The 16,622-nt window shown below is 59.9% G+C and carries 10 protein-coding genes; 2 read left to right on the forward strand and 8 right to left on the reverse strand.

Going from position 1 to position 16,622, the window contains the following annotated elements; all coding sequences use genetic code 11:
• From RYC17_RS16345 to RYC17_RS16375, 7 genes are all read right to left on the reverse strand, one after another.
• Positions 1–2,537: filamentous hemagglutinin N-terminal domain-containing protein (locus RYC17_RS16345; protein ID WP_316903759.1), on the reverse strand; the 2,537-nt coding region annotated here is incomplete at its 3' end.
• Between the two features lie 39 nt (positions 2,538–2,576).
• Positions 2,577–4,286, reverse strand: a complete 1,710-nt coding sequence (locus RYC17_RS16350) for a ShlB/FhaC/HecB family hemolysin secretion/activation protein (protein WP_316903761.1) — start codon at positions 4,284–4,286, stop codon at positions 2,577–2,579.
• Between the two features lie 698 nt (positions 4,287–4,984).
• Complete coding sequence (locus tag RYC17_RS16355; protein WP_316903763.1) at positions 4,985–6,226, reverse strand: M20/M25/M40 family metallo-hydrolase; 1,242 nt, start codon at positions 6,224–6,226, stop codon at positions 4,985–4,987.
• A 73-nt stretch (positions 6,227–6,299) separates the two neighbouring features.
• The gene (locus tag RYC17_RS16360; RefSeq protein WP_316903764.1) at positions 6,300–9,353 is read right to left on the reverse strand and encodes an efflux RND transporter permease subunit; all 3,054 of its coding nucleotides are present in this window, start codon (positions 9,351–9,353) and stop codon (positions 6,300–6,302) included.
• A complete protein-coding gene (locus tag RYC17_RS16365) occupies positions 9,350–10,417 on the reverse strand; it encodes an efflux RND transporter periplasmic adaptor subunit (protein WP_316903766.1) in 1,068 nt (355 codons plus the stop codon). Before RYC17_RS16365 ends, RYC17_RS16360 begins: the two co-directional genes overlap by 4 nt.
• An 82-nt stretch (positions 10,418–10,499) precedes the next feature.
• Complete coding sequence (locus RYC17_RS16370) at positions 10,500–11,351, reverse strand: MipA/OmpV family protein (RefSeq protein ID WP_316903768.1); 852 nt, start codon at positions 11,349–11,351, stop codon at positions 10,500–10,502.
• Positions 11,352–11,370: 19 nt separating this feature from the next.
• On the reverse strand, positions 11,371–12,843 hold the full coding sequence (locus tag RYC17_RS16375; RefSeq protein WP_316903770.1) for an efflux transporter outer membrane subunit: 1,473 nt from the start codon (positions 12,841–12,843) through the stop codon (positions 11,371–11,373).
• Between the two features lie 98 nt (positions 12,844–12,941).
• On the opposite strand from RYC17_RS16375, the gene RYC17_RS16380 reads away from it, so the two are divergent.
• Together RYC17_RS16380 and RYC17_RS16385 are read left to right on the forward strand one after the other, a co-directional pair.
• Positions 12,942–13,631, forward strand: coding sequence for a response regulator (locus tag RYC17_RS16380; RefSeq protein WP_005780163.1), 690 nt, complete (start codon positions 12,942–12,944; stop codon positions 13,629–13,631).
• Positions 13,632–13,636: 5 nt separating this feature from the next.
• Positions 13,637–14,812: a sensor histidine kinase gene (locus tag RYC17_RS16385; protein ID WP_316903772.1), complete on the forward strand. Its 1,176-nt coding sequence runs from the start codon at positions 13,637–13,639 to the stop codon at positions 14,810–14,812.
• 23 nt (positions 14,813–14,835) lie between these two features.
• Here RYC17_RS16385 and RYC17_RS16390 read toward each other — a convergent pair whose 3' ends face one another.
• Entirely contained in the window at positions 14,836–16,323 is a 1,488-nt protein-coding gene (locus RYC17_RS16390) for a SulP family inorganic anion transporter (RefSeq protein WP_058401863.1), read from the reverse strand.
• Positions 16,324–16,622: the final 299 nt, after the last annotated feature.

Genomic DNA, 16,622 nt, shown 5'->3' on the forward strand with positions numbered 1-16,622 from the left:
ACGGTTGCGGTCAGCTCTCCAAGGCTGGAGAGCTCCGCGTTGCGGTTGTCCAGCGTCGCGGCACTCAGCTCGACACCAGTGGCGGAAATCAGGCCGCGCAGGTTGGTCAGCAGCTGGTCGACACGCACGATCAAGGCTTTGTCGCTGATCACCGAACCTTCGGTGTTATCCAGCGTGGTCGCGGCCAGCGTGAAGCCATTGGCACTGGAGATTTCACCGCTCTGGTTGTTGACCACGCTCAGGTTTTTCAGCAGTAACTGGCCCGGCGCGTTGATCAGGCCGCCTTGGTTGGTCAGCAGGCCGTTGCTCAGGTCCAGGCTGACATCACCGTTGCCGTACAACCGGCCATCGTTGGTCTGATTCAGGCCGGTGACCACAGCGGTGAGCGCCATGGCGCTGGCAATGCGACCGGCATCGCTGTTGTTGACCAGCCCGGCATTCAGCTGGAGTGCGCCGGTACTGGTCAGGCGACCGTCCTGATGGTTATCGAAGGTACCGGTGGTGAGTGCCAGACCATTACCGGCAATACGCCCGCTCTGGCTGTTATCGAGACTGGCGCTGGTCAGCGTCAGGGTTGAATCGCTTAGGATCTGCCCGCCGCGGTTGACCACCGCACCGCTCGTGCTGACTGACGCCGTGCTGGCACTGGTCACGCTGCCGGTGTTATTGCTCAGGGACGCCGCACGCATATCCAGGGTGCCGTCGCTGCGCAGTGTGCCTTGGTCATTGTTCAACGCGCCGCTAACGGCCAGGTTCAGACTGTTTTTGCCGTAAACGCTGCCGGTGCCGATATTGGTCAGTTGCCCCAGGTTCAGCTGTACGCCCTGCTGCCCTGCCACCGAGCCGTTCTGGTTGTTCAGGTGGTCAGAGGTCAGTTGCAGCGCGCCGTTGGCCAGCAGACGGCCTTTTTCGCGGTTGTCGAACTGGCTGACGGTCGAGGTCAGGCTGCCGAGACTGGAGATTTCCGCGCTGCGGTTGTCCACGCTTGCCGCGTTGAGTAGCAGATCGCCATTGGCGCTGATAAGCCCCAGCTGGTTGAGCAACGGCCCGGAAATACGAGCGGACAAAGCGCTGCTGCTGAACAGCTTGCCTTGCTGGCTGTTGTCCAGCGAAGCGGCGGTGATGATCATCGTGCCATTGCTGCTGATCAGCCCGCTCTGGCTGTTGAGCACCTGAGACGCGTTGATATCGACAGTGCCGCCCTGGCTCAGAATTCGGCCTGACTGACGATTGTCGATGGCTGTGGCCACGATGCGTGTGCTCGACTGCCCGTTCAGTGTGGCACCCTGGTTGTTCAGGGTCTGGGTAATGGTGGCCTGCAAGGCGCGACTGGCGGTGATGCTGCCGCTGTTGGTCAACCCGTTGGCAGACAGCGTTACATCACCCGAACCATTGCGGCTGTTGTCGGCATTGACGCCCGCCTCGATCACCGCCGAGTTGTTGAGTTGTCCGCCTGCGGAAAGGCTCAGCGCATCGCGTGCGGCAACGTTCTGCCGGGTAGTGAGATCGCCCGCGGTACTCATGGTCAATGACGACCCCGCATAGACCGGGCCGTTGACTTCGGCACTGCTGGCCCTGGCCGTGACAGCGCCGCTTGCCGCGGTCTGCATCATGCTCAAATGGCCGTTGGCATCAATCTGGATATCGCCGCCACTGGCCGCCAGATCGCCAGCCAGCCTGACGCCCACACCCGCCTCGGTGCCCACCAGACGGATCGCGCCGGCATACATACCGCCCAGCGCCGAGCTGTCGACGGCCAGTTCCGGTTTGGCACTGCCGTCGTCAGGCAGGGCCGTGGGATTGAGGGTCTGCGCATCGACATCGTTACGACCGGCAATGATGTTGAGGCGCTTGGCGTGCAGCTCGGCATTGATCTTCGCGCTGCGGGTGATGATGTCGAACTGGTCGACGTTGTCTGCGTTCAGCCCCACACCGTCGATGGATATGCTGCCGCCCTGCACATTGAAACGCTGCAACTGCCCGTTGGCATCCAGCACCGGTTTACCGGTGGTCAGCGTGACCTGCGGGGTATTGATGAAACCGCAGCCGTTGCAACTGATGCCATACGGGTTGGCGACAATGACCCGCGCCGCCTGCCCGGCCACTTCCGTGTAGCCCCTGAGCTGGCTGGCGTTGGCCCCAACCACTTCGTTAAGAATGGTGGTAGCGGCCGTGCCGCGCAGGTTGGAGTTGCCAACGATAATTCCGCCCAGTTGAGTGCTCTGGGTCTGGTTCGTCGAGTTGTTGAGGATGACGCCCTGACTGTCGACGTTGTACTGCTGGAACTGGTTGTGCGACAGGCCGGTGGCATTGGGCGTGGCAATGTTGACGATGGGCACGCCATTACCGGCTTGGCTCAGGCTGGTATTCGGCCCACTGACCACGATGCCTTCGGCCTGAACCAGCAGCGGCTGCCAGAACAGGGCATTGGCCAGAATCAGCGCGAGGCCGCGTTTGGGCATTCCCCAAAAGGACTGGCGCTCGATCAGCAAGGCAGAAGGCTGGCGAGCAAGCAGAGCCAGTTGGTGAACGTCCATGTAAATGACCTCGGAACAGGTAGGTTGAATACGGTGTGGTTAGAGGAAAAAGTCCATACGGAAATAGATCGGCGCTTCGCGCTCGATCACATCGGGACGTTCCAGGGAATGAGCGAACGTCACTGAGGCAGCAACGTGCTGACCTCGGGTAAACAGCTCGAACGAGTTGCTCGACAAGCGACCATGCTGGTCGCCGTTGTAACGGTCGTTGCGGATCACGCCCTGGTCGTAACCGGCAGCAGCGCCATATTCGGCGAACACCGGGCGCAGCCAGTCCAGCGTGACCGGGCGGGTCAGGCGTACTTCATTGCGCCAGTAGCCACCGCTGTCGCCAGACAGAAACTCATCCTTGTAACCGCGCACCGACGACGACCCGCCCAGGCTGGTACGTTGCGAGCTGAACAACACATCTTCGCTGCGCTGCCCGGTGGCCAGGCTGGTGAAGCTCAGGTTCTCGCCCCACAGCTGAAAAGGGTGCAGGTAGCTAAGGGTGCCGGTGTATTTGCGATAACGCGCATCGGCCTGGCCCGGGCCAGGATCATGGCTACCCTGCGCATCCAGCGCGCCGATGCCCTGCTGCATGCCCAGGTCGATGTTGATGAACGCCGAACCGACCCGCCGACCGTGGTTGATGCCGAACTGCGCCTCGGTGATGCGGTTGCTGCTGAGCGCCAGTTTGCTGTCTTCTACATAATTGTTGGTGCGCAGGTAGGACAAACCGGCATTGAGCGAGGTCTTGCTCAGCGCGTCGCGGTACACGACCCGCTCGGCCTTGAACTGGTGGTTCTGGCTGTCGCCGTCCTGCTTGAAGTTGATGTTCGAGGCCTGGGCCACCGAGCGGTATTCGCTGGTGTTGTACAGATAGCTGAATGTCCACCAGCCCCAGGGCAAACTGTAGGCAAGCGAGGCATTGCGCGAGGCTTTCTGCCGGTCGCTGATCGCGTCGTGGCCGCCGCGCAGGCTGAACTGATCGGCCAGCCCCAGCGGATTGTCCCATTCAAGCCCGGCGTTCCATTGTTGCTCACCGGTGCTGCGTTGCCCCTCGTTGGTACGCGACAGGTTGGCTCGCCACGGTTTTTGCGGAGTGTTCTTGACCACCACATCGCTGCCGCCGACGACCTGGCCGGGGGTCAGTTCCATCTGCGCCTGGTTGGACGGCAGACGGTTGAGCTGATCGACCATCTGCTCGATTTCGCGCAGGTTGACCATCTCGCCCTCCTTGCCGGGAAAGGTCATGGCCAGCTCACGCGCCGACAGACCGCTGGCAGCATCGCCACGCAGATGCTCCAGCTTGCCTTCAATGACCAGCACTTGCAGGTCGCCTGTAGACAGGTCCTGTTGCGGCAGATAGGCGCGAGTCGTCACCAGGCCTTTTTCAAGGTAATGATCGGTGATGACTTTCAGCAACTCGTTGAGCTGGGCGACGCCAAGGCAATTGCCTTGATACGGCGCGATCAGCTCATCACGCTCGGCGGGCGACAGTGAATCAGCGCCCTTGAGCTCTATACGCTGAATGGTGAAGCAGCGGGTGTCAGCAGGCGCGCCTGGTACCGCGGGTGCAGCTTGTTTGCCCGGCAGGTCCTTGAGGTCTTCAAGACGACGGCGTTGCTCTTCGAGCAAGCGGTCCTGACGATCACGAATGAGGTCTTGTTCGCCTGGCAAACTGGTGGGAGGGCTGGCTGCAAGCAAGGGGAACGGCGCAATGGCGAGCATGAGCAGCAGGGCCACTCTGGGAGCATGAGGGTACACGGTGCGTCCTTGCAGTAGCATATTGATATCAAAAGGTGGGCAATATTAGAACGCCATCATCATGACGTCAAATATTTGTATCGACCCTGTATCCGATTTGTTGAACTTTTTTGAAGTTGATTTTGACAGTACCGACCTCTAGCCCACGTCAAAGGATCGTGTGCTTAGTCTTGACAGGGGACAGCCTATCTTTTCGACATGGTATTAAGGTCATAATTAAATATATACAGAAATACCAACCGGCCAGCGCGCGAAAACCGGCTCGCGCCAAGGCCGCGGACGCACTGATAAAATGGCCATGGTTTAAAGCAAATAGGTGAAAGCACGCTGACCCTCCAAGGCTCTGGAGCCGCAACGACAGCTTTTCTGTATCGCTAAGGTGTAAATAAAGAGGCTGCAGGTTATCGGTCAAATCCTGCAATGTGACGCATGAGTAAACACGGGGATGGGTCATGACAACTAGTTGTCGGCAAATACCCGACAATGAACCGCTATTCCAGCCGCCTCCCGTTGTATGCACTATCGGGGGCGCTGCAGTCTTGTATCTGTTTAAAAACGCGTTATGGACTCTAAAGCCTCCCGTGCCTTGCGCTCCTCGTTATACACAATCTAACTGCTTATTGTTCCAATGCGGAGCGCGAGGAACGAGAAGCGTGCGGAAAACACTTCTCATTACCTTGCGCGGGAGGCTTTTCGAATCACGGTTGCCCGGACAACTTCATGATCATCCGCGACAGCAGATAGATCCGTGGCGCCACACTGCCCACCTCGGCGTACTCTTCAGGCGTATGGATGTTGCCACCGACGATGCCGAAACCATCCAGCGTCGGCGTTCCTACGCTGGCAGACAAACTTGAGTCAGCCGCCCCGCCGCTGCCCTCGATGGTCAGGGTGCGCCCCAGTTCACCGTAGATGCCCTGTGCCATCGCGACCAAAGCATCGGACTGCGGGGTCTGCGGCATTGGCGGCAAGCCACGGACCAGACTGGTCTTGACCTCGGTGTCAGGCACCAGTTTGTTGGCCGACACCCTGACCAGGTCCTGCTCGACGCGGTCGAACTCTTCCGGCACGGCGGCACGCACATCGGCCTTGGCGCTGGCCTGATCAGGAATCACGTTGGTGCGGTCACCCGCCTTGAGCACGGTGAAGTTGACAGTGGTTTTCTTCTCCTCATCGCCCAGTTTGCCGAGTTGCAGGATCTGATGCGCAACCTCGGTGGCAGCGTTACGCCCCAGTTCCGGCGCAACGCCCGCGTGCGAGGCTTTGCCCTTGACTTCGACCAGTGCCGTCGCAGACCCCTTGCGCCACACCACCAGACCATCGGCAGGACGACCCGGCTCCAGGTTGAGCGTCACGTCATGCTCTTTCGCTGTTTTCTTGATCAGCTCGGTAGCGACGCCTGAACCGGTTTCTTCGCTGGCGTCGAGCAACACCGTGATCTGCGCGTAGTCGGTGAATTTCAGGTTGTGCAGAACCTTCAATGCGTAGATGGCCGCCACAATGCCGCCCTTGTCATCCATCACACCAGGGCCATAGGCACGACCATCCTTGATATGAAACGGACGCTCGGCCGCAGAGCCTTCCTTGAACACGGTGTCCATGTGTGCCATCAGCAGAATCTTCGCCTTGCCGGTGCCTTTCAGGGTAGCGACTACATGATTGCTGGCCTCGGGCGTATTCGGAACGAGCTCGATAGTGGCACCGAGCTTTTTCAGTTCCTCAATCGCGATGTCACTGACTTTGGTCAGGCCCGGTACATACCCGGAGCCTGAATCGATGTTCACCAGACGCTCCAGCAGCTGCAAGGCTTCGTCCTTGTATTGCTCGGCATCGGCCTGAATCGCCTTGTGCGGTTCGGCCATGGCCGCTGGTGCCAGAGCTGTCAACGCAAGTGCCAGGGCGAGATGAGCGGCCAGTGGCGAGCGGGAGAATGAGCGCATGTTGTTCCGTCCTTGTGTTCATTTCGTCGAGGTTTTCAGGACCATACCTTACACAAGCACCGGCCGTCATGAGTCAACTCGCGGTACGCCAGCGTTCGAACGTGTCAAACAGCAGCCCATACAGAATCGGGATCAAGCCCAGCGTCACCAGTGTGCCCAACGCCAGCCCGCCCATGATAGTGATTGCCATACCCTCCCAGAGCGGGCCGGCAAAAAGCATCAGTGGGACCAAGCCGATGATGCAGGTCAGTTTGGTCATCACGATCGGCCGCAAACGCTTGATCGCTGCGTTGACCACCGCCTCACGAACCGACAGCCCGTGCCCGCGCTCAACCTCGATGCGTTCGAGCAATAGCACCGCGTTGTTGACAATAATCCCGGCCAGCGACAGCAGCCCGAACGTCGCCATGAAGCCGAACGGGTATCCGGTGAGCACCAGCGCCAACGACACGCCGATGAGCACAAAGGGCACACTGGAGATGACGATCAGCAGCTTGCGAAACGAATTGAACTGCCACACGAACAACAACAGCATCGCCACCAGCGCGTGCGGCATGTATTGCAGAAGTGCCTGATTGGCTTCGGCCGAGTCCTCAATTTCACCACCCAGTTCGATGCGATACCCCGCTGGCATGTTGAGCGTCGCAATCTGTGGTGCCAGATGCTCAATGATCGAGGTGGCGGTCAACGACGGGTTGTGTCCGACCACAGTAATCGCACGCTCCAGGTTGCGGCGCTGAATGGTCGATGCCTCGGCCTGGGGCTCGACCGTCGCGATGGCGGACAACATCAGCGGCGCCGCCCCGGAAGCCGGGTAAATCAACGTACTGTCCAGATCATTGGCAGGCGTAATCGATGTGCCCTGCTCACGAGCCACAATCGCCACAGCCGTTTCACCATCCTGCAACGATGACACAGACAGCCCGGTGTTCCTCAGTTGCAGAGCTTGCGCGATGTCCTGAGTGGAAACACCGGCATGCAGCGCCTTGTACTGATCGACGACTACGTCATAACGCAGCAGCCGGGTACGCCAGTCATCATGTACGTCCAGGGTTCCGGGCAACGCCGACAAGGCTTGCTCGATTTTGCGGGCAATATTTCGCAGCACTTTTTCGTCAGGGCCAATGACCCGGTAGACCGCAATCCCGGCTTCGGTGGTGCCCATGGAAAACCGCTTGGGCTGCGCTTCGACTTCGGGGTGCTGAGTCAGGATGAAATGTCGGGTTCGCTCAATGACTGCATCGAGGTTGGCACCGTCACGCACGCTGACCGTGAAGTAGGCAATATTCGGCGCAGGCAGAGGCGGATTGAGACCCAGAACAATTCTCGGCCCGCCATTGGCGACATAGCCGATGCTGTGTTTGACGTCCTGATCGCTGCTCAGCCACTGACTGATATCGCGCACGGCCTGAGACGTGGCACGCGAGCTGCTGCCGGGCTCCAGCACCAGCGGAATCTGGAACTGCATGCGGTCGGACTTGGGCAGAAAGTCGTAGGGCACCTGGGTCAGCACAACGACCGCAACCGTCAGCAATCCCAGCATGCTGGTGATGAAGATCAAGGAGTGATTCAGCAGACTCTCGATGACTTTTCGATAGCCTCGATAGAACACCGATGCATACTCATCGGCGTTGTCAGTCGCACCTGAGACTGCCGGTGCCTTGGCGAAGTAAAAGCATAACAGGGGCGTCACGGTGATGCTGAGCAGCCACGAGCTGATCAGCGTGGTGGCGAGCACAATCGCCAGCGAACGCAGGTATTCGTTAGTGCTGGTCTGCCCCAGAAAGAACGGCGAAAACGCCAGCACAATGACCAGTGACGAAGTCAGCAAGGGGATCATCAACGTACGCCCGGCTTCCTCACAGGCCCGCCGTCGGTCCTCCCCGGCGTGCAGACGCCGCTCGATGTCCTCGGCGATGACAATGCCATTGTCCACCAGCAGCCCGAGGGCCAGGATGATCGCGGCAATCGACACCGTCTGCAGTTCTATCCCCAGCGAGCGCATGGCCAGCAATGTACTCAGGATGGTCAGGGGCACAATCACCCCGACCACCAGGCCGGTACGCCAGCCCAGAAACAGCATGACCACACACATCACGATAACGACCGTTTCGGCCATGACGTGATACATCTTGTTCATTTCGTGCTGAACCACGCTGGACTGAAACGTCACGATGTGCAGGGTAAAACCCGCTGGAAGTTGTTGTTCCAGCTCACCGAGCTTTTTGCGCAGAGCGGCACCGAACGTCTGGACATTGAGCCCGGGCTGCATCGAAACGGCCAGCACCACAGCATCCTGCCCTTGATAGATCGCTTCGGTTTCCGGCGGGTCGACAGGGCTCACCGATATTCGGGTCAGGTCATGCAACGCTACCATCTGCCCGCCGGGCAACTGCACGGGAAACTGACGAAGCTGATCCAGCGACAGCACCTCGCCGCTGACCGAGAGCGTGGTGCTCTGTTGCCCGATGACCGGGTTGCCTCCCGGCGCGATCAGGTTGCGGTTTTGCAATTGCTGGAGCAACTGCTGCGGCGAAAGTCCGGCTGCCGCCAGTGTCTGGTGATCGAAGTCGAGGTAGATTCGCTCGTCCTGCAGGCCATACAGCTCGACCTGATCGACACCCTTGAGCTCATAAAGCTGATTGCGCAGGCGTTTTATCGGCGCGCGCATCTCGCTCATGGTAAAACCCGGCGCCGTCAACGCAACGGAAGCCACTGCCACGCGACCGAAATCATCGTCCACAAAGGGCCCTTGGGTGCCGGCCGGGAAAACGCCGTTCGTTTCGCTTACCTTCGCCCGGAGTCGTTGCCACAGCAGCCCCAGGTCCTTGATGGAGTCATACGCCGTGACTTGCACAATCACCCGGCCTGGCTGGACCGTGGTGACAATGTTCTTGATCTCGGCCAGTTCACGGATCCGCTCTTCGAGTGGCCTGGCAAGCAGCTCTTCCGTCCGTTCGGTGGAGAGCCCGGCCAGGGACACGCTGACCAGTGCGTCGCGAACCGTCACCGAAGGTTCTTCCTGCGACGGAAACCCCAAAAAGGTCGCGACACCGGCGAGCAAAATCAGGAAGGCCGCAAACAGGGTCAGGCGGCTCGCGCTCATTGCGCGGTAGGTAAGACTCATTGCGTGCCCCCGGTCAAACGTGTGCCAGGCTGAAACAGAGTGACGGTCTCGCCGTCCTGCAGGAAAGCAGCGCCGGCAGTGACCACTCGCTCCCCGACAGCCAGGCCGCTGGCGATCAACGCCCGGCCATCTTTAACCGTACCCAGCGAAACAGAGCGGATGGCGACTGTTCCGCCTGGCTGGTAAACAAAGACCTCGGCGGCGTTGCTGCCGGTGCCCATCCACAACGCCTGGACCGGGACCGACAAGGGCTGTGTGCCGGTATCGGGATGCATCTGCACCAGCAGCGTGACGCCGCTGGGCAATCTACTGGCAGGCCGCAACACACGAAACACAGCCGTTCTGACCAGCCCGTCATCGGCACGGGGTGAGATGCCTTCAAGTGCCAGATCAAACCCTGAAGTGCCGTCTGCCGCGCTTGAGGCTCTGGCCAGGTCACCAGGTTTGAGCGTTTCGGCAAGCGCCAGCGGAACAGCAGCCACCACCTCCTGCCCGGCAGCGGATTCGATGTCCAGCACCACTTGCCCGACGGGCAACACGATGCGCGGCTGTGCATGCCGTGCGACTACTCGCCCGGCAAAGGGTGCGATCAAACGGGTGCGGTCCAGCTCGCGATGGGCCAGAGCCTGTTCGGCCTGGGCCCGGACCTGCTCGGCCTTGGCCTGTTCACTGGATGCCAGGGCTGACTCAACCACACTCTGGGCGACACTGCCTGCCGCGAGCAGACGCTTCTGACGCTGATAATTAAGCTCACGTTCAACCGCCTGCGCTCTGGCCAGGCGCAAGCTGGCCTGCGCCTCTTGCAGACGCAACTGCGCAGGCTGTCGGTCAATGCTGGCGAGCACCTGATCCTTTTCAACGGTATCGCCAATGTCGACCCGCAGTTCTGTCAGGGTGCCTGCCGATTCAAACGCCAGACTGGCGCGCTCCTGCTGCCGAACGGTGCCGATAAAGCGCACCGTGGTTCCCTCTCCTGCCCGTGCAGCTTCAACCTTGACGGCACGGATGGCCGAGACGCTGGCCGTATGCTTATCGCTGCACCCACTGACCATCAGGGCGATCATTACGATACTGCAAGCGTGTAAAACACATCGCTGTAGATCAGGAAACCCATCGGGATGTAATCGCATGGCAGGCTTCACCCCTTTAGAAGGCGTAGTTCAAGGCAATCAAACCGCTGCCTTCGGCATCGGTCTCGACCAGCGGGCTGCCACGGGTCTGATCGGTGTAGTGAGTCACCCCGACGCTTGCAACGGTTGACCAGTGGGCATCAAAGGTGTGCTGCCAGGCGAGCGCAGCCGAGTACGCGTAAATCCCGCTGTCTGCCGTGAACCTGGAAAAGCCGGTGCGCTGGCTCTGGATCGGGCTCACACCAAAGTAGGTCTGGTTGTAACGGCCGTCACCGGCATGCGCATCGATATCCAGCGTCACCGTATCGGTCTGGCTGTGGTAGGCGATGCCCTCAAAACCCAAGCGGTAACGATTGCCACGCTTTTCACCGGCCACACGCAGTTCGGCCTCGGCACTGGCCGACAACCACGGTGTGAGCTGTTGAGAGATCATGAAGTCGCCAACCGTTGCACCCTTGACGGTGCCCATCCCTATGAGCTCATTGGAACCAGGGCGGTTTGTACTGTTTTTCTCGGTACGGCCGAAATCGTAGTTGAGCGCTGCGCTGGCCCCGAACCCGGAATCCGACTGCCATTGCAGCCCCACTCCCCGCGCGGTATCCGCAAAAAAGATGCCGCGCTGGACGGTGAGCATCGGCAACACCTGACTGCGGTATTCATCGGCCCCCATGTAGCGCGGCAGCACGGCCATACTGAGGCCGAAATTGACGTTGAACCTGTCGCCGAGAATGGACTGGCTTTGCGTGGACGCGCTGTCCTGAGCAAAGGCCTGACCGACCAGTGTCATGGCCACTGAGGCGATCAACACGCCTAGCGCAGGCTTGAGCAGTGCAGGACGAACATGAGGACGAACGATTTCAGGACTCATGGTAATACTCCGGTTTCATTCAGGATTGAGGTGGGGTTGTCGGTTCTGCGCCGCGAAGCACTCGAAACAGGTCGATTCGGTTTTGCTGCAGCTCATCGAGTGACTTGCGACCGGCTGCATCGGCTTCGGCGATACGGATGGTGGAGCCCAGCAATGCCGTGCGTTCGGCAGCACCGGCATTGAGCTCGAAAGACAGGCGGCGCACTTTTTCCTGCACCAGCGCGACGCGCTCGATCTCGTTGCGAACATGGCCCAGGGCCTGCTGACGACGGGTCAGCACACCGGCCATTTCACGGAAGGCGTTCTGAACGGCTTTTTCATACTCGGCGACCGCGATCTGCTGGCGCACATGCGCCAGATCCAGGTTGGCCTGATTACGCCCGCCGTCGAACAACGGCAGGTTCAGTTGCGGTGAGAACAGCCAGGTACCGCTGCCATTGCTGAACAGCTTGCGCAGACTGTCGCTTTGCAGGCCTACGCTGGTACTGAGTTTTATGGACGGAAAGAATGCAGCACGGGCGGCTCCGATATTGGCGTTGCTGGCCTTGAGTGCTTCTTCGCGCTGACGAATATCAAAACGCTCAAGCAGACGCTGAGACGGCAGATTCGACAGCCAGGCCGGTGTCTCGACCAGCGCGGCGGTCAGCGCTGGCGTTTCCGGCGTGGTGGCTGGCAATACTGCCGAGTAGCCGGTGAGCAGCAGCAAAGCCTGGGAAGCGTTCGCGTGATCGCTTAGCGCATCCTGTACCTGCTGCTGTGCAGTCAAGGTTTCAAGGCGCTTCGCCATCAGATCGTCGAGTGAAATGGCACCCTGGCGCTGCTGCTCTTCGGCCGCCTTTACCAGCATCAGCCGGGCGTCATGAACGGTCTGCGCATCCTGCTGCACGGCGGCGGCAAGACGCTCGGCCAGCCAGGCGCGAGCCACTTCGGCAACCAGCGCACTGCGCGCCGCCTGCTGGCCATACGTGCTGGCCAGATAATCATGCCGCGCGGCCTCGGACAGGCTGCGCACGCGCCCAAAAAAATCCAGCTCAAAGTCCGAGACGCCCACCGATGCTATGGAAATGTCCTGACCATAACGCTCATCGGCAGCCGCATTATCGAAGTGCTGGCGGTTACGCTGGACGCCTGCGGCAATTGTCGGAAAACGATCGGCACGGGTTATGCCGCGCATCGCCCTGGCTTCGTCCACCCTCAGCAGCGCCACGCGAAAATCGCGATTGAACGTCAGGGCTGATTGCAACAGAGCCCGCAATTCACCCTTTGGCGACAGCTCGGCAGCCAGCGCTTCTTCGTCCGCAGTCAGCGCGATGGCAATGGACGCATCACCGGCCGGGACGACAGCAGACAACTGGTTTGCAGGAACCGGCAAGGCCGGGCGCTGATACTCGGGAATCAACGAGCAACCGGAAAAAACCAGGCTCAGCAGCATAGCCAGGCAACAGCATCCGAGGTTGCGGATACGCTTGGACAGCGGTGTACTCATCAGCATAGGATCTGTCCGCGACAGTGGGCTCTGGACGCAATCCTGAACGTCGACTTTCAATAAACCGTTCGTGAATTATCAAGATTTGATCAAGAGGCATTCTTGTGTCAGGAAAACGCATTCTGATCGTCGAAGACGATGCCGACAGCGCCAGCATTCTCGAGGCTTATCTGCGTCGTGACGGGTTCAGCGTAGGGCTGGCCGAAAACGGGCAGCGCGGTATCGATATGCATCGCCAGTGGAAACCCGACCTGATTCTGCTGGACGTCATGCTGCCGCTGGTCAGTGGTACGGACGTGCTGTCGGCGGTGCGCCGTTGCAGCGACACACCGGTGATCATGGTCACGGCCATGGGCGACGAACCGGAAAAGCTCGGTGCATTGCGCTACGGGGCTGACGATTACGTGGTCAAGCCCTACAACCCCAAGGAAGTAGTGGCCCGTGTGCACGCGGTGCTGCGCCGCTCCCAGCAGAACGCCAGTAACGACCGCCATTTGCGTTACCAGAACCTGCTGGTGGACCTGGATGCAGTCACCGCCATCATTGAAGGACACGACGGCACAGACACACTGCTCGACCTGACACCCACCGAGTTCAAGATCCTTTCGACCTTGCTGAAAACACCCTCCAAAGCCTTCACCCGCGAAGAATTGCTGGAAATCTGCCTGCCCGACAGCGAGGCGCTGGCCAGGGTTGTCGATGCGCACGTGCACAATCTGCGTCGCAAACTCGAAATTCACGGCGTGGATAATGTGCTGGTGACTGTCCGCTCTGTCGGCTATCGATTCAGGTGAGCCTCATGCGACGTTTCCTCAGACACCGGCAGAAACCTTTATGGCACTGGGTCGGCATGCGCATGAGCATGCTGGCCGTCGGCGCAGTCATCGTGATCGCGTTCTGCATGTGGCTGCACGTCACGGTGTCTGACTGGCTCACATTGCAGGCAATGCCAGTCGATGTGCGCACGGAGTTCGTGAGGTTGCAGGCCGAACCTGCCATGGACATGGTCAAGCTTCGCGAGCTGTTCTTTGAGTATTACCCGATCGAAAACCTGCTGCCGGGCATCGCCAACAAGGAGTGGTGGGTATTGGCAGCGCTGGTGATGATGGCCATCCCGATCATCATCTTTTTCGGCTTTCTGTTCTCCCGCCCGCTTTCCAGCCAGTTCTCTTCGATTGCCAAGGGCGCGCGTCAGGTCGCCCAGGGCGACTTCAAGACGCGCCTGCCCATGAGCGACAAAGACCCGGACGAGCTACAGGCGCTGGTCAGCGATTTCAACACCATGACTACCCAACTGGGCCGTTACGAACTGGAGGTCAGCGAGTCCAGCGCGATGATCGCCCATGAACTGCGCACGCCACTGAACGCGGCCATGGGGCGCATTCAGGGCATGATCGATGAAGTGTTCCCGCGCGATCTGGCACAACTGGAAATGGTCCACCGCCAGCTCAACCAGTTGAACAAACTGGTGAGCGATCTGCACCTTCTCTCACTGGCCAGCGCTGGCCAGTTGACTCTGGACAAGACGGTATTTTCCCTTGAGAAACTGGTGGCCGAACGCCTGAGCTGGTTTGCCGCACAGCTCGATGAAGCGGGCGTTGTCGTGACGATCGACATCCCCCAACGACTGACCGTCACCGCCGACCGTGACCGGATCGGCCAGGTGGTCAATATTCTCGTCGATAATGCGCTGCGCTACTCGGCGATGGGCGGTGAACTGCTGATTGTCGGCAGGGCCAGCGCACGGAGCATGGAACTGACCGTCTCGGACCGCGGGCCCGGCTTCGGCTCGGAAAACCTCGAGCAGGTGTTCGACCGTTTCTGGCGCGCCGAACGTTCGCGGGCGCGCTATTCGGGAGGAAGCGGCCTTGGCCTGTCCATCGCCCGGGCTATTTGCCTCGAGCATGACGGCACTATCGGGGTGCGCAACAGGCCTGGCGGCGGGTCGGTGATCCGCCTGGAAATCCCGGCCTGACCCTGCTGACCCGGACCTGCGGATCAATGCCCCATCAACGAATCGATAGCGTCCGGTTTGTCGTGCACGCCAAAGCGGTCCACCAGCGTGGCCGTCGCCCGGTTCATGCCGACAACGTCCACGCTGATACCCGCCCTCCTCAACTTGAGCACCACCTTGTCCAGCGCGGCAACCGCAGTGATGTCCCAGAAATGCGCCTCGCGCAGATCAATGGCGAGTGTTTCGACGTTTTCGCGCAGGTCGAAGGACGCCATGAAGCGCTCGGCAGAAGCGAAGAACACCTGACCGGTCACGTAATAAGTGCGGTGGCTATGCTCGGGGTCACGTTGCGAAGTGACGTCGAGATAACGGGCGATCTTGCTGGCAAAGAACATCGCGGCCAGCAGAGAACCCACCAGCACGCCGTAGGCGAGATTATGGGTGGCGACCACCACGATGACCGTCACGACCATCACAATATTGGTCGAGAGCGGGTACTGTTTAAGGTTGCGGATCGACTCCCAACTGAACGTACTGATCGACACCATGATCATCACCGCCACCAGTGCTGCCATCGGAATACGCGCCAGCCAGTCGCCCAGAAACAGCATCATGATCAACAGCAGCAAGCCCGCGCTGAGGGTCGAGAGTCGCGTTCTGCCCCCCGACTTCACGTTGATCATTGATTGGCCGATCATCGCGCAACCGGCCATGCCGCCGATCAGACCACTGGCGATATTGGCAATGCCCTGCCCTTTGCACTCACGATTCCTGTCGCTGGCGGTATCGGTCAGATCATCGACAATGGTTGCGGTCATCATCGACTCAAGCAGGCCCACCACCGCCAACGCCGCGGAATACGGCAGGATGATCCACAGCGTGTCGAGATTCAGTGCAACGTCCGGCCACATGAACACCGGCAGGCTGTCAGGCATTGCGCCCATGTCACCGACTGTTCGTACATCAAGGCCCATGTAAATGGACATTGCCGTAAGCAGCAGAATGCACACCAGCGGCGACGGCAGCAGTTTGCCCAGCAATGGCAGGCGCGGGAACAGATAGATAATCGCCAGGCCCGCCGCCGTCATCGCATAGACCGGCCAGGTCGCATGGGTCAGTTCTGGCAGTTGGGCCATAAAAATCAGAATCGCCAGCGCGTTCACAAAGCCGGTCACGACTGATCGTGAAACAAAGCGCATCAGTTCTCCGAGGCGCAAATACCCCGCAACAATCTGCAGCACGCCGCACAGTAAGGTGGCGGCCAGCAAATACTGAAGCCCGTGCTCTTTGACCAGATTCACCATCAGCAATGCCATCGCACCTGTAGCCGCAGAAATCATCGCCGGGCGCCCGCCCACGAACGCGATGACCACGCAGATACAGAACGACGCGTAAAGCCCGACTTTCGGGTCTACCCCGGTGATGATGGAGAACGCGATGGCCTCTGGAATCAGGGCCAATGCAACGACAAGCCCGGCCAATACATCGGCACGAACGTTGGAAAACCACGTAGCTTTGATTTTTTCGAGCATGGAAATACCTGTGACAGACGCAGCAAGACGCACGGCAGCGATTGCCGGACGAGCAGGAGCATCGGTTTTCGATTAAGTAGTCAGGGTGGGAGTGGCGGCGACCAAAAAACGGGCGCAGCAACGGGCGACTGCAGCAAGAAGGCAGTCAAGTGTTGCGAGGGGGGCGTAGCGCTAAGGCGGCGTAGGCAGCCAGTTGGAACGGGACACGTCTATTTCCTTCGATGGGTCGTAAGGCGCTGGCATCATAGACCTATCCGTTTGAGTGATTCAAGCGCAAGTCATCTCCCCGAACGACCTGA

Source organism: Pseudomonas syringae group sp. J248-6 (genome assembly GCF_032586995.1).
GTDB classification, from domain to species: domain Bacteria; phylum Pseudomonadota; class Gammaproteobacteria; order Pseudomonadales; family Pseudomonadaceae; genus Aquipseudomonas; species Aquipseudomonas amygdali.

Excerpts from the sequence above, each read along its gene's own strand:
- RYC17_RS16370 (WP_316903768.1), bottom strand. The coding sequence starts at position 11,351 with ATGAGTCCTGAAATCGTTCGTCCTCATGTTCGTCCTGCACTGCTCAAG.
- RYC17_RS16365 (WP_316903766.1), bottom strand. The coding sequence starts at position 10,417 with ATGATCGCCCTGATGGTCAGTGGGTGCAGCGATAAGCATACGGCCAGC.
- RYC17_RS16375 (WP_316903770.1), bottom strand. The coding sequence starts at position 12,843 with ATGCTGATGAGTACACCGCTGTCCAAGCGTATCCGCAACCTCGGATGC.
- RYC17_RS16360 (WP_316903764.1), bottom strand. The coding sequence starts at position 9,353 with ATGAGTCTTACCTACCGCGCAATGAGCGCGAGCCGCCTGACCCTGTTT.
- RYC17_RS16355 (WP_316903763.1), bottom strand. The coding sequence starts at position 6,226 with ATGCGCTCATTCTCCCGCTCGCCACTGGCCGCTCATCTCGCCCTGGCA.
- RYC17_RS16385 (WP_316903772.1), top strand. The coding sequence starts at position 13,637 with ATGCGACGTTTCCTCAGACACCGGCAGAAACCTTTATGGCACTGGGTC.
- RYC17_RS16390 (WP_058401863.1), bottom strand. The coding sequence starts at position 16,323 with ATGCTCGAAAAAATCAAAGCTACGTGGTTTTCCAACGTTCGTGCCGAT.